Source organism: Methylobacterium sp. Gmos1, from assembly GCF_053764715.1.
Genome location: NZ_JBSNCC010000001.1, coordinates 94945 through 117164, shown reverse-complemented (window position 1 = coordinate 117164; position 22220 = coordinate 94945). Strand labels below are relative to the sequence as shown.

The following is a 22220-nucleotide window of genomic DNA, read 5'->3' as shown; positions in this document are numbered from 1 at the left end:
CGGTCGACAGCGGGCGGGTCCAGTCGTGCTGGAGCAGGCGGTCGAGGGTGTAGACCGGGCCCGGCGGCAGGGAGCGCAGGTGCGAGACATCGACCGGCACCAGGATGGCGCTGTTCGGCACGTCGAAGACCTGCGCCGGCGCGACCGGCACCACCGCGACGGCGACCGGCTCCGCAGCCGGCATGTCGAGCGCGGGAGACGCCGCGACCTCGGGGGCCGGAATGGCGGGATCGGGAGCGATCATCGCGGGCTCGGAGACCGACGTGTCGGCGCAGGCCGCCGCAATCGGAGCCTCCTCGGCGGGGACGGAGGCGGGTGCGGCGCTGTCGTCGACGACCGGCGGAATCGTCTCGGTGAGCGCCTGAGCGCCCTCCGGGACGAGGACCGCCACGGCCGGCTCCGCGGCAACGGCGCCACCATCGAGCGTCTCGGCGGCCTCGGCGGCGGGCGCCTCGGTGACAGGCACCTCCGCAAGCGACGCCTCGGGCGCCGCCTCGCCGGCCTCGGCGCGGGCGGTCTCCTCCTGCGGATGGCGCAGGAGGTGGTCGGGCGTGCGGGTGAAGCGCACGCCCGGCGGCAGCACGAAGGGCTGGCGCCAGATCGGCACCGCGGCGGCGGCCGCAGCGGCCTCGGCCTCGATGCGGGCCGCCTCAGCCTCCGCCCGGGCCGCCTCGGCAGCGGCGAGCTCGGCTTCGGCGCGAGCCACCGCCTCGGCCTCGGCGGCGCGCAGGGCCTCCTCCTTCTCTCGCAGGGCCTGCTCGCGCCGGCGATGGCGCGCCTGGAGCACGTGGTCGGGCGTGCGGGTGAAGCGCACGCCGGTCTCGGGCGCGCGCTCGGGCGACGGCTCCTGCGGCGACGGCCGCGACCGTGCCTCCGGGATCGCGGCGGCGGGCTCCGCGTCGCGGCGGCGGGCGCGGGTCAGCACGGCGCGGGCCGGGCCGGCGGGCGGAATCGGCATGGTCCAGCCGCCGTCGGGCACGAGGGCCGGGTCCGGCGCCCAGGTCGACGGCGCAGCGCGCCGCGGCTCCGGCACCTCCGGGGCGACCATCACGGCGGGGACCGCGGGGATGTCGGGCTCGGCGGGCAGGACGGAGGCGGGCGCCCGGGAGGGCGCGGCCGGCGGCGCCACGACGGTCTCGGGCACGGGTGGCCGGGCAACCTGGTAGTGGGAAGCCTGGCGTGCGGGATCCTGCGGACGACGGTCGCGAGGCCAGGCCTGGCCGGCGAACTCCCCGTCGCCATAGGCCGCTGGCGCCACCGCCGGGGCGGGGCGGGGAGCAGGCGGGACGGCCCTGGACGGAGGGATCGGCGCCGGCCCGAGCGCCGGATCCGGCGCCCAGCCCTCTGCCGGGACGGCATGGGGCGCGGCATACGGGCCAGCATGGGACGCGGACGTTAGCGCCGGATCCGACGCCGGGGCGAACGGGCTCTGGCTCCACGGCTCGGGCGGGGCCGCCCGCGCGGGGGCGGGCGCGCCTGCGTCGGGACGCACCAGGGCATCGGCCATCCAGCTCGGGGTGGCGCGCCGGCTCAGGGTGTAGTCCCGCTGGGCGGGCGGGGGCGCGGGCGGCGCGAAGCGGCGGGCCAGGAGCGCCCGCAGGTTCATCACCGTCTGGGCGAGGACGCCGAGGGGGCGCTCCCGGCGCTCGGGCGTGCGGAGATGGTCGCGAACCCGCTGGGGCGCACGCGGCGAGGAGTCGGAGAAGGGTGGCCGTCCCGATTGTCTCATGATGCCGAATTGATGTGTGGGCGGCCCCCGGCCGCGTCCGTGGCCCCCAGTTAGGCACGGCATCGTTAACGCCCGATTAGGCACGGGCCCCCGGTACCGGCCGGCGCGCCGGCGCGTTAAGGAGCGGGAGCATTTCCGGCGAGAAGGGGCAGCCCGCGCGATGTTTCGATCCCTCTACCGGCACGGTTTCGCCCGCGTCGCGGCCTGCGTCGGCCGCAGCCACATCGCCGATCCGGACGCCAACGCGGCCGAGATCCTGAGCTTGGCCGAACGGTGCGACCGGGACGGCGTCGCGGTGGCGGTGTTTCCGGAGCTCTGCCTGTCGGGCTACGCCCTGGAGGACCTGCTCCTGCAGGAGACGCTGCTGGAGCGGGTCGAATCGGCGCTCCTCGCCGTCGTCGAGGCGAGCCGCGGGCTGATGCCGGTCCTGGTGGTCGGTGCGCCCTTGCGCCACCGCAACCGGCTCTACAACACCGCCGCCGTGATCCATCGCGGCCGGCTCATCGGCGTGGTGCCGAAGAGCTACCTGCCGAACTACCGCGAGTTCTACGAGAAGCGCCACTTCGCCCCCGGTGCCGGGGTGACCGGCGAGGCGATCCGGATCGGCGACATCGAGGCGCCGTTCGGCACCGACCTGCTGTTTCCGGCCGACGACCTGCCCGGCCTCGTCCTCGGGGTCGAGATCTGCGAGGACATGTGGATCCCGGTGCCGCCCTCGGCGCTCGCCGCGCTCGCCGGCGCCACGGTGCTCGCCAACCTCTCGGGCAGCCCGATCACCATCGGGCGCGCCGAGAGCCGGACGCTGCTCTGCCGCTCGGCCTCTTCACGCTGCCTTGCCGCCTATATCTACGCCGCGGCGGGCCCCGGCGAATCGACCACCGACCTCGCCTGGGACGGCCAGACCGCGATCTACGAGGACGGCGAGGTGGTCACGGAGGGCGCGCGCTTTCCCGCTGAGCCCCAGGTGACGCTCGCCGACATCGACCTCGACCGCCTGCGCCAGGAGCGAGCCCAGATGGGCAGCTTCGACGACAACCGGACCGCGCTGACGCCTGGCGCCCCGGCCTACCGCCGGATCCCGTTCCGGGTGGCGCCGCCCGACACCGATCTCGGCTTCCACCGCACCGTCGAGCGCTTCCCGTTCGTGCCGGCCGACCCCGCCCGCCTCGCCCAGGATTGCTACGAGGGCTACAACATCCAGGTTGCCGGCCTCGCTCAGCGCCTGCAGGCGATCGGCACCAAGCGGGTGGTGATCGGCATCTCGGGCGGGCTCGATTCGACCCACGCGCTGATCGTGGCGGCCCGCGCCTTCGACCAGCTCGGCCTGCCGCGCTCGGACATCCTCACCTACACCATGCCGGGCTTTGCCACCTCGGGCGAGACCAAGGCCAATGCCCACCGGCTGATGGCCTCGCTCGGCACCCGCGCGGCCGAGCTCGACATCCGGCCCGCCGCCCGGCAGATGCTCGCCGACATGGGCCACCCGTTCGGGCGCGGCGAGGAGGTCTACGACGTCACCTTCGAGAACGTGCAGGCGGGCTTGCGCACCGACTACCTGTTCCGGCTCGCCAACCAGCACGACGCGATCGTCATCGGCACCGGCGACCTGTCGGAGCTGGCGCTCGGCTGGTGCACCTACGGCGTCGGGGACCAGATGTCCCACTACGCGGTCAATGCCGGGGTGCCCAAGACCCTGATCCAGCACCTGATCCGCTGGGTGATCGCGTCGGGCCAGTTCAGCCCGGAGGTCGGCCGCACCCTGGAGGCGATCCTCGACACGGAAATCTCGCCCGAGCTGGTGCCGGCGCGGGAGGGCGAGACGATCCAGAGCACCGAATCGAAGATCGGCCCCTACGCGCTGCAGGACTTCAACCTGTTCTACACGCTGCGCTACGGCTACCGCCCGTCGAAGATCGCCTTCCTGTCGCTGATGGCCTGGGAGGATGCCGGCCGCGGGCCCTGGCCCCCCGGCTTTCCGGAGGCGAAACGGGGGGCTTACGCCCTGCCGGAGATCCGGGCCTGGCTCGCGGTGTTCCTGCGCCGCTTCTTCGGCTTCAGCCAGTTCAAGCGCTCGGCCCTGCCGAACGGCCCGAAGGTGGCGGCGGGCGGCGCCCTCTCGCCCCGGGGCGACTGGCGCGCGCCCTCCGACGGCAATGCCCGCGCCTGGCTCGACGAACTGGAGCGCAACGTCCCGCAGGGCTAGAAACCCCATGGGGGTATAAGCGTTGGTCGGGCCCCGGGGCCGGGACGAGCCCCGCGCACGGGAGCCCGCCCCATGGCCGCCACGCCCTCAGACACCGACGCCCTGCCGAACGGCCCGCTCGACGAGACCGCAATCCACGTCTGCGTCGACATGCAGAACCTGTTCGCCCGAGAGACCGCCTGGCACACGCCCTGGATGGGCCGGGTGCTGCCGCGGATCGTGCGGCTCGCCGGCGCCGTGCCGGAGCGCACGCTGTTCACCCGCTTCGTCCCGGCGCAACACCCCGGCGAGGGGCGGGGCTGCTGGAAGCGGTACTGGGAGCGCTGGGCCGAGATGACGGTCGATCGGCTCGGGCCGGAGATGGTCGAGCTGGTGCCGGAGCTGGCCGCCCTCACGCCGCCGGCCGAGACCGTCGACAAGACCGTGTACTCGCCGTGGATGGAGCCGGGCCTGGAGGCGGCGTTGCGGGCGCGCCGGGCCGAGACCCTGGTGATCACCGGCGGCGAGACCGACGTCTGCGTGCTCGCCACCGTGCTCGGCGCGGTCGACCGCGGCTACCGCATCGTGCTCGCCACCGACGCGGTGTGCTCCTCCTCCGACGAGACCCACGACGCCATGATGACGCTCTACCGGCAACGCTTCGGCCAGCAGCTCGAAGTGGCCACGACCGATCAGATCCTGCACAATTGGAATGTTTCGCAGTCGCCGGCACGATGATGCCGCGCATCACCCGGTGTCCAGGCGGTATCGGCATCATGTCGCGTGTCATTCCGCGGTTCCCGTCTCGCACGATTTCGTGATTACGGCCGTTTCAGCAGGCCGGGACGCAGCGTCATGGCCGAGATTGCGGTGGCGTACCGAGATCCCGGCTGACATAGTCTCGGCTCAATCGGCCGTTAACGATGGACGCCATGGCAGCACCTGCGAGCGGAGGCGATCCGATGCGAAGCTACAACCTGTTCTGCCTGAAGGGTCTCGACGGCCTGGTCTGCGCGGTGCCGGAGGATTACGCGGTGCCGGCCTTCGTCACCGAGGCGCGCTGGGCCTTCGGCGGCAAGCTCGACGGCTCGACGCCCGAGCCCACCGGCTTCGACGGTGCGGCGGCCGCGACCGCGGTGCGCTTCAACGGCTTCTACCTCTTCCAGAGCATGGCCCCGGCGCAGGGCTGACCGCCGGCCGGGCGCCCGAGTCTCGGATCGCGGCGAGCATTCCTTAAAGGTCGGTGAGGCATGATCGCCCGATCCGAAACCCGCGAGGCCGAACGGGGCTGCCCGCCATGTCCGACATGTCCGAGTTGCGCAGGGAGACCCGCCTGCGGACGTTCCTGAAGGGGCGCATCGTCTTCAACAACGGCAATTCCAGCATGGATTGCCTGATCCGAGACATCTCCGCCTCCGGGGCGCGGCTGATGCTCAGCCAGACCGCGACGCTGCCGGACGGCTTCGATCTCATCATCCCGGCCAAGGACCGCACCCACAAGGCGACCCTGCGCTGGCGCAGGGCGGACAGCGTCGGCGTCACCTTCGCGGAGGAGGTCGTCCAGCCGGCGGCGCCGAGCGCACCGGACGCGTCCGCGGCGACCCTGCTCGCCCGCATCCGCGAACTCGAGGCCGAGAATGCTTCCTTACGCCGCCAGCTCAAGGAGGCGGAGTTGATGATGGTGGATCGCAGCCTCTAGGCTCGCGAGCCCCCGGAACGGACGAAGGGCCGCCCCGTCGCCAGGGCAGCCCTTCCATTGCCGAACCGCGGTCCGACTGATCGATCTGTCAGGATCTCACCGATCCTGGACTGCTCGTCGTACGCTCAGGCCGTGAAGCCGGAGGCGACGATCCAGGTCCGGCGCGCAGACGACCGCGGCTGATGACAATGAGACACTGGATCACCTCCTTCCTGTTGTTGCCGATGAACGCAATGTAGCGATCCTTCGGCCTGACGCAATCCTTTCGGGGCGCGGCGAAGGGTCCGCGGCAGCGCACCTTGACCTCGGCCTTCCGCCGGTCATCTCCCCCGCATGAAGAACCGTGGCTTCCTCAAGCTCGCCAGCGCCATGACGGTGATGACGCTCGGCGGCGTCGGCTACGCCGCCCACCGGCGCAGCCGCAACCCATATTACCGGGGCCCGGTCAGCGACCATTTCGACGGCGTGCGGTTCTTCTCGCCGGGCCAGCCGCAGGACAAGGCCGCGGCCGAACTGGCGCGCTGGCAGCTCGGCGGCGGCCGCGAGGCCTGGCCGGCCCGTGTCTCGAGCCCGTTTCCGCAGGACGTGCCGCCGGAGCGGGTGGATGGCCTGCGGGTGGTCCATATCGGACATGCGAGCCTGCTGATCCAGGTCGCGGGCCGCAACATCCTGATCGACCCGGTCTATGCCCGCCGCGCGAGCCCGGTGGGCTTTGCCGGGCCGAAGCGCGCCAACCCGCCGGGCGTCGCCTTCGCGGCGCTGCCGCCGATCGACGCGGTGCTGATCACCCACAACCACTACGACCATCTCGACGGGCCGATCCTCGCCCGGCTCTGGGCCGAGCACGCGCCGACCTTCGTGGCGCCGCTCGGCAACGACGCGATCATCCGCACCTACGACGCCACGATCCCGGTCCAGACCCGGGACTGGGGCGGCTCGGTCGATCTCGGCGACGGGATCGCCGTGCACCTGGTGCCGGCCTATCACTGGTCGGCGCGGGGCGTGAACGACCGGCGCATGGCGCTGTGGTGCGCCTTCGTGCTCACCACGCCCTCGGGCGTGCTCTACCATGTCGGCGATACCGGCTACGGCGACGGCGCGATCTTCCCGGCTGTGCGCGAGCGCTTCGGCGCGCCGCGCCTCGCCACCCTGCCGATCGGCGCCTACGAGCCGCGCTGGTTCATGCAGGCCCAGCACGTGAACCCGGAGGAGGCGGTGCGGATCTTTCGCGAGGTCGGCGCCGAGCAGGCCCTCGGCCACCATTGGGGCACGTTCCGGCTCACCAACGAGGGCGCGGGCGAGCCGGCCGAGGCTTTGGGGCGGGCGCTGGCGGCCGCCGAGGTGCCGGCGGAGCGGTTCCTGGCGCTCAGGCCGGGGCAGGTGTGGGAGGGGTGAGGCCGCATTCCCGGCTCGGGCAGCCGTCGCAACGGACCTGAAACCCGCCCCGTGATTCCGGGGCCGCGAAAGCGGAGCCCGGAATGACCCTGCGTGGCGGGGACGTCGCGCGTCCCCGCCGGCGCGTCATCAGAGAATGAACCGGCTCAGGTCCGCGTTCTGCGCCAGGCTCTCGACCCGGTCGCGGACGTAAGCGGCGTCGATCGTCACCGTCTCGCCCGAGCGGTCGGGCGCGGTGAACGACACGTCGTCGAGCACCCGTTCCAGCACGGTTTGGAGCCGGCGCGCGCCGATGTTCTCGACCGAGGAATTCACGTCGACGGCGACGCGGGCGAGCGCGTCGATGGCGTCGTCGGTGAAGTCGATCGTCACGCCTTCCGTGGCCATCAGCGCCACCGCCTGCTTGGTCAGGCTCGCCTCGGTCTCGGTCAGGATGCGGCGGAAATCGTCGACGGTGAGCGGGCTCAGCTCGACCCGGATCGGCAGGCGGCCCTGCAGCTCCGGCAGGAGGTCGGAGGGCTTTGAGACGTGGAAGGCGCCGCTGGCGATGAACAGGATGTGGTCGGTCTTCACCGGCCCGTGCTTCGTCGCGACGGTGGTGCCCTCGATGAGCGGCAGCAGGTCGCGCTGCACGCCCTCGCGCGAGACGTCGGCACCGGAGCGGCCTTCCCGGGCGCAGATCTTGTCGATCTCGTCGAGGAAGACGATGCCGTTGTCCTGCACGTCGCGCAGCGCCTCCTGCACCACGCTGTCCTGGTCGAGGAGCTTGTCGGATTCCTCGCTGATGAGCGGCGCGTAGGCGTCGCGCACGGTCATGCGGCGGGGCTTGCCCTTCTGGTTGCCGAGCGCCTTGCCGAGCATGTCGCCGAGGTTGATCGCCCCCATGGCGGCCCCCGGCATGCCCGGGATCTCGAACATCGGCAGGCCCTGCGGCGCGCCGGCCGCGAGTTCCAGCTCGACCTCCTTGTCGTCGAGCTCGCCGGCGCGCAGGCGCTTGCGGAAGGCGTCGCGGGTGGGCTGGCTCGCGGTCGGGCCGACGAGGGCGTCGAGCACGCGGTTCTCGGCCGCGGCCTCGGCCTTGGCCTGGACGCCGCGGCGTTTCTCGTCGCGCTTCAAGCCGATGCCGACCTCGACGAGGTCGCGCACGATCTGCTCGACGTCGCGCCCGACATAGCCGACCTCCGTGAACTTCGTCGCCTCGACCTTTAGGAACGGCGCGCCGGCGAGCCGCGCCAGGCGGCGCGAGATCTCGGTCTTGCCGCAGCCGGTCGGGCCGATCATCAGGATGTTCTTCGGCGCCACCTCCTCGCGGAGCGGGCCCTGGAGCTGCTGGCGGCGCCAGCGGTTGCGCAAAGCGATCGCGACCGCGCGCTTCGCATCGCCCTGGCCGACGATGTAGCGGTCGAGCTCGGAGACGATTTCGCGGGGGGAGAAGGTGGTCATGGGATGTCTTGCCGGGGCTTTCGGCCGAAGGTGAGGGATGGATCGGAGAGGGCGCTCAGGCCGCGTCCAGGCTCTCGATCACCAGGCTTCCGTTGGTGTAGACGCAGATCTCGGCGGCGATCCGCATGGCGCGGCGCACGATCGCCTCGGCGTCGAGGTCCTGCTCCTCCAGGGCGCGGGCGGCGGCGAGGGCGTAGTTGCCGCCCGAGCCGATCGCCATCACGCCGCCCTCGGGCTCCAGCACGTCGCCGGCGCCCGACAGGAGCAGGCTCACGTCCTTGTCGGCGACCAGCATCATCGCCTCGAGGCGGCGCAGGTAGCGATCGGTGCGCCAGTCCTTGGTCAGCTCGACGCAGGCGCGGGTGAGCTGGCCCGGATACTGCTCGAGCTTGGCCTCCAGCCGCTCGAACAGCGTGAAGGCGTCGGCGGTCGCGCCGGCAAAGCCCCCGATCACCGCGCCCTTGGCGAGCCGCCGGACCTTGCGGGCGTTGCCCTTGACGATGGTCTGGCCGAGGCTGACCTGCCCGTCGCCCCCGATCACCACCCGGCCGCCCTTGCGCACCATCAGGATCGTCGTCGCATGCATGCGGGGGGCGTCCCCCGCGTCGTCGTTGGCCAAGGATGTCTCTCCGGGCAGGCTGTCTTCGTCGTTCTGCGGCGTAGGTGGGGGTTCGCGGGGCGTTCGTCCAGCGGCGTGGGCGGAGTGCCTCATGCCGGCTCTGCACCATCGCGGTAACGTAAGGTCATATAATGGGGTGGATCGACTCACCGCCTGCGTGCTCGCCGGAGACCCGATGCCGAAGGGCGACCAGAAGCACCGCGCGAAACGTTTCAACGAGGGAGCCAAACTGCTCGCCTCGCTGTTTAATTCGTTGGCCATCGCCGTGTTCGGGGCTGCCTTCGTGATCCCGATCACCCAGGGCCGCTACGACGTGTTTGCCAATGGTGGGGGACTTCTCCTCGTCGCAGGGCTATGCTTCCATCTCGCCGGTCAGGCCGCACTTCGCTTCCTCAGAGCCGAGGACTGACATCGATGACCGTCACCTACGCATGGCAGATCCTCGGCGTGAGTGCCGCCCTGATCGCCGGCGGCCTGATCGCCCTCAAGATCGCGTCGGATGTCTACGACCGGAAGACGCGGGAGATCGAGGAGCGGCGCGCTGCCGGTGAATGAGGGCGACGAAGAGCCGACGCCCTGCAGGCCCGGCTCGACGCTGTCATGTCTCCGGCTTCCGGCCGTCACCCGTCGTCGTTCACCTCAGGCCGTCGCCGTGAGGCCGCGCCATGCTAATCGTGTTTGCCGGCCTGCCCGGCACCGGTAAGACCACCATCTCCCGCGCCGTCGCCAAAACCCTCGCGGCGACCCATCTGCGCATCGACGTCATCGAGCAGGCGATCCGGGATGCGGGCGTGCCGGCCGGCGCCTCCGGCTACGCGGTGGCGCAGGCGCTCGCGGTCGCGAATCTCGGCGACGGGCGGACCGTCGTGGCCGATTGCGTCAATCCGGTCGCCGCCAGCCGCAAGGGATGGCGGGCCGTGGCCGCCCGCGCCGGGGTGGAGTCGATCGAGGTCGAGGTCGTGTGCTCGGATCCGCAAGAGCACCGCCGCCGCGTCGAGGAGCGGGTGTCGGACATTCCCGGCCTCGTCCCGCCCTCGTGGGAGGCGATCCTGCGCAGCGGCTACGAGCCGTGGGACCGGCCGCGCCTCGTCATCGACAGCGCGGTCCTGTCGCCCTCGGAGGCCGTCGCCGCCGTGCTGGCGCACGTGTCGCAAGACGGGCCGGCGTGAGGTCGGCGCGCCGGACCATCCGGACCGGCCTTCGTGACGGATGCGTGCAGACGCCGGCGCGCCTCGGCCTTCACCTCGGCCATGGTCTCCCATGGGCTCGGCCCGCTCTCAAGGCCTTCGCGGATCAGCCTCCGCAACTCTTCGGTCGCGTTGTCGTGCGGAGCTTCGACCAAGATTCACCTCCCATCCGGCTCACCTCGCTACTGACGCTGCCTGACGTCACGCATCGCGTTAGGTGAGCGGCACGGCGGTAACGAGACGCCACATCGCTCCGGCCTGCCACTGCCACACGCTGCGGACCTGCGGCCGCCGGCCGTCCGGCGTCTCCATCGGTCCCTCGACGATCATCCTGCGATAGAGTCCGTCTTCTGCGAGTCGCGCGACCGATCATGCGTCGGTCGCGTGCAGGATGAGGGCCTCCGCCATGACTTCCGGACGGGCGGGATCAAAGCCGAAGGCCAGGAAGAACCGCGCCTTTGGACCGCCTTTGGGATGATCGACATTCAGCAGGTAATGAACGAGCTTGCTGCCCGGCACCTCGAGCGCCGGCTGCCACCCGTCCTCGCTCAAGGCACCGAGCGCCCGGTGCGCACGAGATCGACGGCCTTCACGGTCGCCAGCGCCCCCATCGGCTGCGGAAACTCGACGTCGTAGGCCTCGCCCCCGTTCCATACGGCGACGACAGTGCCCTCCGTACCCGCGGCGATCGTGTCCCCGTCGTCGGTCGTCACCTCGGTCGTGACGCGCACGTCGTCGAGCTCCCGGAGCAGGGCGCCCGGCTCGGCCTTCCACAAGGTGTAGGACACTTCGATCGACATGAAGGCAGGCTAACGCAAAGGAGCGGCTGCGCAAGGTGCCCCGCCGCCTACACCACCACCGTGATCACCTCCGCCGCCCGGGTCAGCGCGGTGTAGAGCCAGCGCGCCCGGTGCTCGCGGAAGGCGTAGGATTCGTCGAACAGCACGACCCTGTCCCACTGCGAGCCCTGCGCCTTGTGCACGGTGAGCGCGTAGCCGTAGGTGAATTCCTCGGTCTCGCGGCGCAGGATCGCCGGCACCTCCTCCTCGCTGCCGGCGATGATCGAGCGCAGAACCCGGATGTCCTGCGGCTTACGGCGCAGCGCCGGGTCGTCCTCCGGCACCACGTCGAGGCGCACGAGGTCGGGGCGGGGGGCGGCGCGCAGGGCCTGGACGGTCCAGGTCGAGCCGTTGAGCAGGCCCTTGGTGCGGTCGTTGCGCAGGCAGACCAGCTTCTCGCCCACCGCCGGCATCGGGTCGGCGTGGCCGATCAGCTCGCGGATGCGGCCGTTGTAGAGCCGCCGCGTGCGGTTGAGGCCCACCAGCACCTGGTCGGCGGCGAGCACCGTCTGCGGGTCGATGTCGCGACGCGGGATCACCCGGCTCTCGCCGTACTCGCCGAGCGCCAGCCTCCCGCCCTCGCGCACCGTCATGGCGAGGCGCACGATCGGGTTGTCGGCGGCCTGGCGGTGGACGTCCGTGAGCATCACGTCGGGCTCGGCCTCGGTGAAGAAGCCGCCGCCCTTCACCGGCGGCAGCTGCGCCGGATCGCCGAGCACCAGCACCGGCGTGCCGAAGGACAGGAGGTCGTTGCCGAGGTCGCCGTCGACCATCGAGCACTCGTCGATGACGACGAGGGCCGCCTTGCTCACCGGCCCGGTGCGGTTGAGGGTGAAGGCCGGCCCGCCCTCGGTGTCCTCGCGGGTGCGGTAGATCAGGCTGTGGATGGTCGACGCGTCCGGGCAGCCGCGGGCGCGCATGACGGAGGCCGCCTTGCCCGTATAGGCGCAGAACAGCACCCCGCCCTCGACGTCCTCGGCCAGCCGCCGGGCGAGCGTGGTCTTGCCGGTGCCGGCAAAGCCGAACAGGCGGAAGACCTGCGGGCTGCCGCGCTTCAGCCAGTCCGACACCGCCTTGAGCGCCGCCTCCTGCTGCGGCCCCAAGCTCACGGCGCCTTCCCCACGGTGCGGCGGGCCTGGAACGGGGCCGGCGGCGCCTCCTCCTTGCGGCGCAGGAGCGCCCGGAACTCGTCGCGGCGCTCGTGGATCGAGGCGATCACCAGCCCCATCGGCACCCCGACATCGACGAGCACGGCTTCCGAGAGCTGGAGCGAGGCCTCGATCGTCTCCGGCACGGCGTCGTCGACGCCCATCTCGTAGAGGGCGGTGGCGTGGCGGGCATCGCGGGCGCGTGCCACGATGGTCAGGTCCGGCCGCTCGGCGCGGGCGGCGGCCACCACCGCCTCGACCGCGCGGGGCTGGTCGAGGGTGACGACGAGGGCGCGGGCGGTGTCGATGCCGCAGCGGCGCAAGAGGTCGGGGTTGGCCGAATCGCCGAAATAGACCGGGTTGCCGAGGCGGCGCTGGTCGGCGACCCGGGCGGCGTCCATGTCGAGGGCGATGTAGGGCACCTTGTGGCGGGCCAGCATCTCGGCGACGAGCCGGCCGACCCGGCCGTAGCCGGCGACGATCACCCGGCCGGGCTGGCGCTCGGGCGGGGGCGGCTCGGCCCGGGCGCGGCCGAGATCGGTGCGGTCGATCCGCCGGCCGAGGCGGCGGGCGAGCGCCGCGAGCCCCGGGATCATCACCATCGTGGCGGTGGTGACGACGAGCGCCGCCTGGCCGAGATCGTCGGGCACGAGGCCGGCGGCGAGCGCGCTGCCGACGAGCACGAAGGCGAACTCGCCGCCCGGCCCGAGCAGGAGCGCGGATTCGAGCGCCACCGCGCGGGGCAGGCGCAACGCCGTGCCGAGCCCCAGGATCACCCCGCCCTTGAGGATGAGGAGGCCGAGGGCGAGGCCGAGGATGGTCAGCGGGGTCTTCATCAGCACCGCCGGGTCGATCCCCATCCCGACCGAGACGAAGAACACGCCGAGCAAGAGCCCCTTGAACGGGTCGATCGTCGCCTCGATCGCCCGACGGTACTCGGTCTCGGCGAGGAGCAAGCCTGCCACGAAGGCGCCGAGCGTCATCGACAGGCCGCTCGCCGCGGCGACGAGCGCCGTCGCCGCGATCACGAGGAGGCAGGCGGCCATGAACAGCTCGGGGCTGCGGGTGCGGGCGACGAGCTGGAACAGCGGGCGCAAGCCCAGCCGCCCGGCGCCGACGAGGAGCGCCAGCGCCACCGCCGCCTGGCCGAGGGCGAGGGCGAGCCCGGTCACCGCGTCGCTGTCCTTGCGGCCGAGCACCGCGATGGCGAACAGGACGGGCGCCACCGCGAGGTCCTGGAACAGCAGCACCGCGAAGCTCGCCCGGCCGGCCGGCGTGTTGAGCCGCTTCTGCTCGGCCAGCACCGGCAGCACGATGGCGGTGGAGGACAGAGCCAGCGCCAGCCCGACCAGGATCGCGGCGATGGGCGAGACGTCCAGCGCCATCAGCACCATCCCGACGAGCAGGCTCGATACCACCACCTGGAGCGAGCCGAGGCCGAAGACGAGGCGGCGCAGGATGCGCAGGCGCTCCCAGGACAGCTCGACCCCGATCATGAACATCAGGAACACGACGCCGAGCTCGGCCAGATGCGCAATCTCGGTGCGGTTCGAGATCGTCACCGCGCCGAGCCACGGCACGGATTCCGTGAGCCGCCCGAGACCCGACGGGCCAAGGAGGGCGCCGGCGCCGATGAAGCCGAGGACCGGGCTGACGCGCAGGCGATGGAACAACGGCACCACGATCCCGGCGGTGACCAGGAACAGGATGACTTCCTTGTAGGAGCCGGACACGGCGTGCTCGGTCATCGGGAGCGGCGGGGCCTTGTCAGATTGCGAGGGACCGCCCCGCCGCGAGGCGCGGCCGGGACTCGGGGCGCGGCCATCATGCGGAGGGGCCCCTCCGGGGCAAGCCAAAAGGGGCCGCAAGCCGCGCTTTTCACCCGAGGACCGCCAGCGCCGCCTCCAGGTCCGCCGCCAGATCCTCCGGATGCTCGATGCCGATCGAGACCCGGATCGTCGCGTCGGTGACGCCCAGCCGGTCGCGCACCGCCTTCGGCACCCCCGAATGGGTGGTCGAGGCCGGGTGGCTCGCCAGCGATTCGGTGCCGCCTAAGCTCACCGCCAGCTTGAACAGCTGGAGCGCGTTCAGCACCCGGAACGCCTCCGGCTCGGCCCCCGCGACGTCGAACGAGAAGGTCGAGCCCGGCGCCGCGCACTGCGCCGCATAGACTTTGGCCGCGCCGGAGCCGGGCTCGAGGTGGCCGAGATGGTGCAGCCGCGTCACCTTCGGGTGGGCGCGCAAGCGTTCGGCGATGAGCTCGCCGTTGCGGTTAGCCTTCTCCATCCTGAGCGTCAGGGTCTCGAGCGAGCGCCCGAGCATCCAGCACGAATGCGGATCGAGCTGGGTGCCGATCGCCGAGCGCAGCAGCCGCACCGGCTTCATCCGGGCGGCGGAGCCGAGGGCCGCCCCGGCGATGAGGTCGGAATGGCCGCCGACGTACTTCGTCAGCGAGTAGACCGAGATGTCGGCACCAAAGCGCAGCGGGTGCTGGAAGAGGGGGCCGAGCAGCGTGTTGTCGCAGACCACCACCGGCGCCTGGCCGCCCTGGCGGGCGCCGATCCGGTCGGCCGCCCGGCGCACGAGGGCGAGATCGACCAGGGTGTTGAGGGGGTTCGACGGCGTCTCGACCATCACGACGCTGACGCGCCCGCCGGTCTTCGCCGCGAGCTCCTGCGCGGCGTCCGCGGCCGCCGTCACGCTTTCCTCGTCGGTGCCGTCCTGGAAGCCGACCGCCCCGATGGTGAAGCCGGCCAGCGTCTTGGCGATCAGCGTCTCGGTGCCGCCGTAGAGCGGCTGGGAGTGCAGCACCACGTCGCCGGGGCGGGCATGCGCGAGGATCACGGTGGCGATCGCCGACATGCCCGACGAGAACAGGAGCGCGGCCTCCGCCTCCTCGAACACCGCGAGCCGGTCCTCGACGATCTCGCTGTTGGGGTGGTTGAAGCGGGAATAGACCAGCCCCGCCGCCTCGCCGGCCGGCGGCTCGCGCCGTCCCGAGACGTAGTCGAAGAACGCCTTGCCGTGCTCGGCGGAGGTGAACACGAAGGTCGAGGTCAGGAAGACCGGCGGCTTCACCGCCCCCTCCGAGAGGGCGGGATCGTAGCCGTAGCCGAGCATCAGGGTCTCAGGGCTCAGCCGGCGGTTGCCGAGCCGGTCCTTGTGGTAGCGGTCGTCCGACATGCGGGGCCTCGCTCCAGGCTGGCGACGCCGTCCTGGCGGCGTCGGTTCTCGGCGCGACGAAGCGCGCCGCAAGCCAGTTCTAACGCCGTTCACGACGTTTTGCGGTGCGTAAAGCGCAGCCCGGACGCTGCGCCGCGGCAAGGCCGGCTCGCCCGCGGCGCATTTTCGGCGCAAAACCCGCATAGGACGAAGGATTGAGAATCCGTGTACGCGGCCGCCCCCGGGCGGTCGGCGCGAGGAGCCGTGATGGGCAGACAGCCTCCCGATCGGGTGGTGGTGCGCGAGAAGCGCGCCTGGACCGACGAGACCGATGCCTGGAAGCAGGACCGGGCGATCCGCAAGGGCTACCGCATCCGCTGGGGCTACGTCGCCATCGCCTACCTGGTCGAGGCGCTTGTGATCTGCACCTCGCTCGCCGGGGCGTGGTTCTTCGCCGAGACCTACGCCGACAAGCACGACCAGAGCTTCTGGTTCATGCTGCTGGCGCCGATCGTCTACGCGGCGATCGAGCTGTGCCGGGTGCCGCTCGGCATCCTGATCCGGGTGCAGCGCGACTGGCTGATCAAGGGCCTGGCGATCGTCGGCATCGTGATGGCGGCGGGCGTGACCACCAAGTCGGTGTCGCAGCTCGGCGAGATGATGTTCCATCCCCGCCTCGCCGAGGCCTCGAAGGCGCGGACCACCCTGAAGGAAGCCGAGGCCGACCGCGGCACGATCGACAACCGCATCGCCCAGGCCGACGCGAGGGTGGCGCAGTACGCGGCAGAGGCCGCGGCGCTCGAGAAGCGCACGACGGAAGCCTCGGCCCAGCTCGCCGGCCTGCCGGGCCAGCGCTGCGAGCGCCTGTCGGGCACCAACAGCCGCGGCAAGCGCTACAATTATCTGCGCTGCGTCACCGATCCGCGCACCGCCACCATCGCCGGCAGCCTGAAGAGCGCCGGCGACGAGCGGGCGGTGGTGGCCAAGAACCTCACGGAGGCCCGCGCCGCCCGGGCCCAGCTCGACCGCGCCGCCGCCGATCGCCGGGTGACGGAAGCGGAAGGCGCCTACCGCGACGCGGTGCGGCGCTCGCAGCTGCACTCCTTCACCGCGATGGTCTACGGCGCCGACCCGGTCGACGTCACCGACCAGCAGGTCCACGCCTTCCTGCGGATCTTCGTGTTCGCGCCCGCGCTCTGCGCCGCCTTCGCCTCGACGCTGCTCGCGCTCTGCGCCGTGCAGGTGCGCAAGACCTATCGCGACGAGGACGACCTCGACGCGATGATGCAGCCGGAAGGCGTGCCGCTGCTCCTCAACCAGATGGCCGAGAGCGCGACCCAGATCCAGGACGCGCAGCGGGCGATGCGCGAGGCCGCGGTGGCCTCGGGCGCCGCGATCCCCCTCGACCAGCGCCGCTCGCCGACTGTGCCGCAGGCCGGCACACCCCCGGCGCCCCCGGCGCGCGACGACGACCGTATCGAGAGGCCGAGACCGTGAGCTACCTCGCACCGGGCACGCCGGAGAACGTCGCGCTCGCCCAGCACGTCAACGGGCGCCTGCGGGCCGAGGCCCGGATCTCCAATGCCCGCGCCTTCCTGTTCCGGGCGATCGGGCTCGGCGTGTTCGTCGGTCTGGCCGGCGCCGGCCTCGGCGCCGCCTTCTACGGCTACGCGACGATGAACGAGGTCGGCAACGCCTCCGACAAGCTCGCCAAGGCTCTCACCCAGGCCCTCGAGACCACGACGCTCAAGACGAGCGGCGAGGTGAAGCTCACCGACACCACCCTCAAGATCGAGGGCGGGGTGCCGGCGGCAAAGGGGCGCCCGGACGTGTCCTCGCTCACCGGCAACCAGGGCAAGACCGAGGCGCCGGCCTCCGCGGCGGCGGCCGTGCGCACGAGCTTCACGGTGTTCAAGACCGTGCCCTATCTCGACGGCTCGATCGTCACCGGCTGGAACTTCAAGGGCGACGAGCAGAAGCCCGAGAAGCAATATTGCTATGTGACCCGGCCCCAGAGCTTCGGCGACGGTGCCACCTCGAACCAGACCACGGTGGCGATCGACGGCGAGCTGCTGCCGCAGCCGGCGCGCTCGGAGATCAACTTCACGGTGATCGCCCGCAGCTGCGTATGGTTTGATCCGTCGAAGCTGTGAGGCGGGCGGGGCTCGCCAGCGCCGCCGCCTCGGCATAGGTTCGAGGCAACTCCTCCCACGGACGTGACGCGAGCCCGATGCGATTCACCGGAACCGAGAGCTACGTCGCCACCGGCGACCTCACCATCGCGGTCAACGCCGCCATCACCCTGGAGCGGCCGCTCCTCGTCAAGGGCGAGCCGGGCACCGGCAAGACCGTGCTGGCCGAGGAGATCGCCCGGGGCCTGAACGCTCCGCTGCTGACCTGGCACATCAAGTCGACCACCAAGGCGCAGCAGGGCCTCTACGAGTACGACGCGGTCTCGCGCCTGCGCGACTCGCAACTCGGCGACCCCCGGGTGTCGGACATCGCCAACTACATCCGCCGCGGCAAGCTGTGGGAGGCCTTCACCGCCCCCGAGCGGCCGGTGCTCTTGATCGACGAGATCGACAAGGCCGACATCGAGTTCCCGAACGATCTCCTGCTCGAACTCGACCGGATGGAGTTCCACGTCTACGAAACCGGCGAGACCGTCCGCGCCGCGCGCCGGCCGATCGTCATCATCACCTCGAACAACGAGAAGGAGCTGCCGGACGCCTTCCTGCGCCGCTGCTTCTTCCACTACATCAAGTTCCCGGACGCCGACACGCTGAAGGCGATCGTCGACGTGCACTATCCGGGCATCAAGCAGCGCCTGGTCGAGGAGGCCCTGCGGATCTTCTTCGAGGTGCGCGAGGCGCCGGGTCTGAAGAAGAAGCCCTCGACCTCGGAACTGCTCGACTGGCTGAAGCTCCTGATGGCCGAGGATATCGGGCCCGACACCTTGCGCGAACGCGACCCCCGCAAGCTGATCCCGCCGCTGCACGGGGCGCTCCTGAAGAACGAGCAGGATGTCGGGCTTTTCGAAAAACTCGCCTTCCTGAGCCGCCGCGAGGGACGCTAATCCGATGCGCCGCCTGATCCTGCTCCGCCACGCCAAGTCCGACTGGCCCGACGGCGCGTCCGACATCGACCGGCCGCTGGCATCCCGCGGGCAGGAGGCGGCACCGAAGATGGCCGCCTACCTGGCGGCGGAGGGGCTGATTCCCGAGCGGGTGCTGGTCTCGCCGGCCCGGCGCACGCAGGAGACCTGGGATCTCGTCAAGCCGGCGCTGGGGGCGGTGCCGGACGAGACCGTGCCGCAGATCTACGAGGCGCCGGTCTCGCGCCTGCTCGACGTGGTGCGGGCGATCCCGGACGCGGTCGCGACCGCGCTGATGATCGGCCACAATCCGGGCTTCCAGGACCTCGCCCGGTTGCTGAGCCAGCCGAGCGAGGCGCGGCGGGCACTGACCAAGAAATACCCGACGGCCGCGGTCGCGGTGATCGACCTGCCGGTGGATTCTTGGAGCAAGGTCGAGGCCGGGGAGGGCACGGTCGAGCGGTTCGTGACGCCGAAGAGCCTCGGGCACGGCGAGGACGAGTGAGAGTGGGGCTTCATCCTCCGATTGAGCGGGGATGCAGTGTCCGGTCACGTCATGCGTGTCTCTCCTGTCGGTGACCGCTGAGCGGTCTGGGAAAAGAAAAGGCGCGGGTCTCTCCTCTCCCCGCGGGCGGGGAGAGGGCCGTGTCACCGTCCAGGTGACGCGGCAAGCGGAGGCGCAGCCGGAGCGAGGGTGAGGGGGTCTCGACGATTGAGCCTCTTCCGGAGAAACCCCCTCACCCTCGCGGCGAACCTGCGGTTCGCGGCTCGCTGCGCTCCCTGAACGGGAGCACAGCCCTCTCCCCGCCCGCGGGGAGAGGAGGAACCCGCGCCTCTTTCGGTGGAACGGTGCGGCCAGGAATTCGCTTGAAACAGCCTTAGCCGCAGCCACGCACCCCGAGCCCCCGTGATCCTCAACGCTTTCCTCAGCTTAAGCCTCGCGGCCGGCCCCGCGACCGACGCGGCCGCCGCCCTGGTGCGGGACGGCGTCGCGCGGGTCAGCGACGGGCTCGCCACCGCCTCCGCCCTCGCGACGACCGAACGCGCGATGCCGGTCTACCGGCCCGAGGCGCGGGCGGTGTCGAACTGGCGCAGCGAGACAAAGGACGGGCTGCTGCCGCTCTCGCTGGCCTGGACCGCCTGGGCGGCACAGAACGATCCCGCCTTCGTCGCGCGTTGCGTCAAGCTCAACAATTACTGGTGCATCAAGCGGGCGCGCTGGGACGGCGAGATCGGCGGCGACCAGGAGGGCCATACCGGCTTCGCCACCGCCGGGCAGGGGGCCGATGCCGCGGTCTCGCTGCTCAGGCGCTACTACGGCGAGTACGGGCGCCGCTCGGCCCTGGCGATCGTCCGCCGCTGGGCGCCGGCCGAGTGCGCCGGCCCGGTCGCCGTGCGCGCCGTCAGCCCGGCGCGGGGAGCCGCGCCCATGCGGGCCGCCACGCCGGTGCTGGCGGCTCTCGCGCCGCAGGGCATCGGCCGCACCCTGCGGGCGCGCTTCCTCGCCAGCCACGGCCGCGGCGGCGCCCCGCGCCGGGTCGCGCGGGCACCGGCCCGCCCCACCGTGGCGGCCCGGCCGGCCGCCGGCAACGCCCTGCGGGTCCAGCCCTGGTCGGCGCTCGCCCGGATGCAGGGCCGGACGCGCCAGCCCGTGCGCGCCGTCAAGGCGCCGCCCTTGCCCACCATCGCCACCGGCATCGGCGAGGCGGCGCGCCCCGCCGCGATCGAGCCGATGCGGGCCCTCGACGGCGCGCGGCTCGCCGCGGAGGCCGCCGCCCTGCCGACCCTCGCCGTCGCCCCGGCCTCTTCCCTGCCGCCGTCGCTACGCCCGCCGGCACCCCTGTGCGGCTCCGACGAGATCCGGATCCAGAACTACGCCGCCCGCATCGCCGGCAGCGTCGGCGTCAAGCCCGGCGACGATCTCGGCCTGTTCACCCCCGACGGGCACGCCACCGCGCGCCTCGCCCCGGTGCTCCTGGCGATGTCCTCGGTCGAGCTCGGGGCCCTGCGGGCGAGCCCGGCCCTCGTCGCCGCGGCGATCGCCCGGGCCGAGGCCGAGCGCGGGGCGGCGAACCGGCAGGCGCAAGCCGCGCCCTAAGCAGGGTCCGCAAGGGCGACTCTGCTTAGATTCCTGTATTTGCATCATTTTTGCCGCCGAACCGGTGACCGCTTCGGCGAATGACGCCGAGGCCCTTGCGGAACCTTCGGCCCCGCGCCACCTCGGGGAGCGACATGAAGCCAGAGCGTACCGCGTGCCGCCCCTGACCGACCTCGCCGCGCGTGCCGGCTCCCTCGCCAAGTCCGTCACGGAGGCCACGCGCTCCCTGGCGGAGGCCTCCAACGACCTCCTGGTCCAGCCAACAGTGCGGCTCGGCGTCACCGGCCTCGCGCGGTCGGGCAAGACGGTGTTCACCACCGCGCTGGTGCATCAGCTCACCGGCCTCCACCCGCTGCCGGCGCTCCGCGCCTCGCAAGAGGGCCGCCTGCGCCGGGCCCGCCTGGTGCCGCAGCCCGACGACGCGGTGCCGCGCTTCCCCTACGAGGACCACCTCGCGGCGCTGACCGAATCGCGCCGCTGGCCGCGCTCGACCGACCGGATCAGCCAGCTGCGCCTGGAGATCGATTACGAGCGCAAGAGCGGCTGGCGCACTGGCCCGGCGAGCCTGATGGTCGACATCTTCGACTATCCGGGCGAGTGGCTGCTCGACCTCGCCCTCATCGAGCAGACCTACGAGGGCTGGTCGCGCGAGACGATCGCCGCTGCCGAGCGGCCCGGCCGGGCCGCGATGGCGGCGCCCTGGCTCGCATCCCTGCGGGCGCTCGACCCGAACCAGCCCCTCGACGAGATCGTGGCCGAGCGGGCGAGCGAGGCGTTCACGACCTACCTCGCCGCCGTGCGCTCCGGCCCCGAGGCGGTGGCGACGACGCCGCCGGGCCGCTTCCTGATGCCGGGCGACCTCGCGGGCTCGCCGGCGCTCACCTTCGCACCCCTGATCCTCGATCGCCCGGTGAACCCCGACAGCCTGGGGGGCCTGATGCAGCGCCGCTTCGAGGCCTACAAGCATCGGGTGGTCACGCCGTTCTTCCGCGACCATTTCCAGCGCATCGACCGGCAGATCGTGCTCGTCGACGTGCTGGCGGCGGTCGATGCCGGGGCGGCGGCGCTCGCCGAGCTGGAGGAGGCCCTCGACCGGGTGCTGATGAGCCTCAGGGTCGGGCGCAACACCCTGCTGTCGCGCTTCTTCGCGCCCCGGGCCGACCGGATCCTGTTCGCCGCCACCAAGGCCGACCACCTGCATCATTCCAGCCACGACCGGCTCGACGCGCTGCTGCGCCTCCTCGTTGCCCGCTCGCTGCGGCGCACGGAGGCCGCGGGTGCCCATGTCAGCACCCAGGCGCTCGCCTCGGTGCGCTCGACCCGCGAGACGGTGGTGCATGACGGGCCGAGCGCCTTCCGGGCGGTGGCCGGCACGCCGGAGGCGGGCGAGAGCATCGACGGCGAGACCTTCGACGGCGAGACCGAGGCCGCGATCTTCCCGGGCGAGCTGCCCGAGCGGCCGGAAGCCGTGCTGGAGGGCGCCGTGCCGCCGGGTTCGCTGCGCTTCCCGCGCTTTCGCCCGCCCCAGGTCGCCCGCGACGCGCTGGGCCGCCCGGGCCGCCTGCCGCAGATCCGCCTCGACCGCGCCCTGAACTTCCTGATCGGCGACCGCCTGGCCTGAGGGC

General features: G+C 72.0%; 21 protein-coding genes. 14 read left to right on the top strand and 7 right to left on the bottom strand.

Going from position 1 to position 22220, the window contains the following annotated elements; all coding sequences use genetic code 11:
* The first annotated feature begins 1889 nt into the window (after positions 1-1889).
* The 5 genes from ACS5PV_RS00525 to ACS5PV_RS00505 all read left to right on the top strand — a co-directional run bounded on the left by ACS5PV_RS00525 (position 1890) and on the right by ACS5PV_RS00505 (position 7005).
* Positions 1890-3932, top strand: coding sequence for an NAD(+) synthase (locus tag ACS5PV_RS00525; RefSeq protein WP_455393436.1), 2043 nt, complete (start codon positions 1890-1892; stop codon positions 3930-3932).
* 72 nt (positions 3933-4004) lie between these two features.
* Positions 4005-4649 (top strand): cysteine hydrolase family protein, encoded by a 645-nt coding sequence (locus tag ACS5PV_RS00520; RefSeq protein WP_455393435.1) that lies wholly within the window; start codon positions 4005-4007, stop codon positions 4647-4649.
* 224 nt (positions 4650-4873) lie between these two features.
* Positions 4874-5101, top strand: coding sequence for a hypothetical protein (locus tag ACS5PV_RS00515; protein ID WP_455393434.1), 228 nt, complete (start codon positions 4874-4876; stop codon positions 5099-5101).
* A gap of 116 nt (positions 5102-5217) precedes the next feature.
* On the top strand, positions 5218-5610 hold the full coding sequence (locus ACS5PV_RS00510; RefSeq protein WP_455393873.1) for a PilZ domain-containing protein: 393 nt from the start codon (positions 5218-5220) through the stop codon (positions 5608-5610).
* Between the two features lie 333 nt (positions 5611-5943).
* Entirely contained in the window at positions 5944-7005 is a 1062-nt protein-coding gene (locus tag ACS5PV_RS00505) for an MBL fold metallo-hydrolase (protein WP_455393433.1), read from the top strand.
* Between the two features lie 129 nt (positions 7006-7134).
* Here the strand turns inward: ACS5PV_RS00505 and hslU are convergent, their stop codons facing one another.
* Together hslU and hslV are read right to left on the bottom strand one after the other, a co-directional pair.
* Positions 7135-8448 (bottom strand): ATP-dependent protease ATPase subunit HslU, encoded by a 1314-nt coding sequence (hslU, locus tag ACS5PV_RS00500; RefSeq protein ID WP_455393432.1) that lies wholly within the window; start codon positions 8446-8448, stop codon positions 7135-7137.
* A 55-nt stretch (positions 8449-8503) separates the two neighbouring features.
* Complete coding sequence (gene hslV, locus ACS5PV_RS00495; RefSeq protein WP_109975512.1) at positions 8504-9034, bottom strand: ATP-dependent protease subunit HslV; 531 nt, start codon at positions 9032-9034, stop codon at positions 8504-8506.
* Positions 9035-9242: 208 nt separating this feature from the next.
* On the opposite strand from hslV, the gene ACS5PV_RS00490 reads away from it, so the two are divergent.
* The 3 genes from ACS5PV_RS00490 (at position 9243) to ACS5PV_RS00480 (ending at position 10236) form a co-directional block, all read left to right on the top strand.
* Complete coding sequence (locus tag ACS5PV_RS00490) at positions 9243-9476, top strand: hypothetical protein (RefSeq protein WP_455393431.1); 234 nt, start codon at positions 9243-9245, stop codon at positions 9474-9476.
* A 5-nt stretch (positions 9477-9481) separates the two neighbouring features.
* Positions 9482-9622 (top strand): hypothetical protein, encoded by a 141-nt coding sequence (locus ACS5PV_RS00485; protein WP_455393430.1) that lies wholly within the window; start codon positions 9482-9484, stop codon positions 9620-9622.
* A 110-nt stretch (positions 9623-9732) separates the two neighbouring features.
* Complete coding sequence (locus ACS5PV_RS00480) at positions 9733-10236, top strand: AAA family ATPase (RefSeq protein WP_455393429.1); 504 nt, start codon at positions 9733-9735, stop codon at positions 10234-10236.
* Positions 10237-10623: 387 nt separating this feature from the next.
* On the opposite strand, the gene ACS5PV_RS00475 is transcribed toward ACS5PV_RS00480, so the two are convergent.
* From ACS5PV_RS00475 to ACS5PV_RS00455, 5 genes are all read right to left on the bottom strand, one after another.
* Positions 10624-10806: a DUF6883 domain-containing protein gene (locus ACS5PV_RS00475; protein ID WP_455393428.1), complete on the bottom strand. Its 183-nt coding sequence runs from the start codon at positions 10804-10806 to the stop codon at positions 10624-10626.
* Complete coding sequence (locus tag ACS5PV_RS00470; RefSeq protein WP_455393427.1) at positions 10803-11054, bottom strand: DUF4926 domain-containing protein; 252 nt, start codon at positions 11052-11054, stop codon at positions 10803-10805. Before ACS5PV_RS00470 ends, ACS5PV_RS00475 begins: the two co-directional genes overlap by 4 nt.
* A 47-nt stretch (positions 11055-11101) precedes the next feature.
* Positions 11102-12202, bottom strand: coding sequence for an ATP-dependent DNA helicase (locus ACS5PV_RS00465; protein ID WP_455393426.1), 1101 nt, complete (start codon positions 12200-12202; stop codon positions 11102-11104).
* Positions 12199-13989 (bottom strand): cation:proton antiporter domain-containing protein, encoded by a 1791-nt coding sequence (locus ACS5PV_RS00460; RefSeq protein ID WP_455393425.1) that lies wholly within the window; start codon positions 13987-13989, stop codon positions 12199-12201. The genes ACS5PV_RS00465 and ACS5PV_RS00460 overlap by 4 nt, the downstream gene beginning before the upstream one ends.
* 130 nt (positions 13990-14119) lie before the next feature.
* Positions 14120-15424, bottom strand: coding sequence for a cystathionine gamma-synthase family protein (locus ACS5PV_RS00455; protein ID WP_455393424.1), 1305 nt, complete (start codon positions 15422-15424; stop codon positions 14120-14122).
* Positions 15425-15670: 246 nt separating this feature from the next.
* On the opposite strand from ACS5PV_RS00455, the gene ACS5PV_RS00450 reads away from it, so the two are divergent.
* The 6 genes from ACS5PV_RS00450 to ACS5PV_RS00425 all read left to right on the top strand — a co-directional run bounded on the left by ACS5PV_RS00450 (position 15671) and on the right by ACS5PV_RS00425 (position 22216).
* Positions 15671-16900: an ATPase gene (locus tag ACS5PV_RS00450; protein ID WP_455393423.1), complete on the top strand. Its 1230-nt coding sequence runs from the start codon at positions 15671-15673 to the stop codon at positions 16898-16900.
* Entirely contained in the window at positions 16897-17556 is a 660-nt protein-coding gene (locus ACS5PV_RS00445) for a hypothetical protein (protein WP_455393422.1), read from the top strand. The genes ACS5PV_RS00450 and ACS5PV_RS00445 overlap by 4 nt, the downstream gene beginning before the upstream one ends.
* A gap of 77 nt (positions 17557-17633) precedes the next feature.
* The gene (locus tag ACS5PV_RS00440; RefSeq protein ID WP_455393421.1) at positions 17634-18479 is read left to right on the top strand and encodes an AAA family ATPase; all 846 of its coding nucleotides are present in this window, start codon (positions 17634-17636) and stop codon (positions 18477-18479) included.
* Between the two features lie 4 nt (positions 18480-18483).
* Positions 18484-19002 (top strand): SixA phosphatase family protein, encoded by a 519-nt coding sequence (locus ACS5PV_RS00435; protein WP_455393420.1) that lies wholly within the window; start codon positions 18484-18486, stop codon positions 19000-19002.
* Between the two features lie 402 nt (positions 19003-19404).
* The gene (locus ACS5PV_RS00430; RefSeq protein ID WP_455393419.1) at positions 19405-20595 is read left to right on the top strand and encodes a hypothetical protein; all 1191 of its coding nucleotides are present in this window, start codon (positions 19405-19407) and stop codon (positions 20593-20595) included.
* 154 nt (positions 20596-20749) lie between these two features.
* Entirely contained in the window at positions 20750-22216 is a 1467-nt protein-coding gene (locus ACS5PV_RS00425) for a YcjX family protein (RefSeq protein ID WP_455393418.1), read from the top strand.
* Positions 22217-22220: the final 4 nt, after the last annotated feature.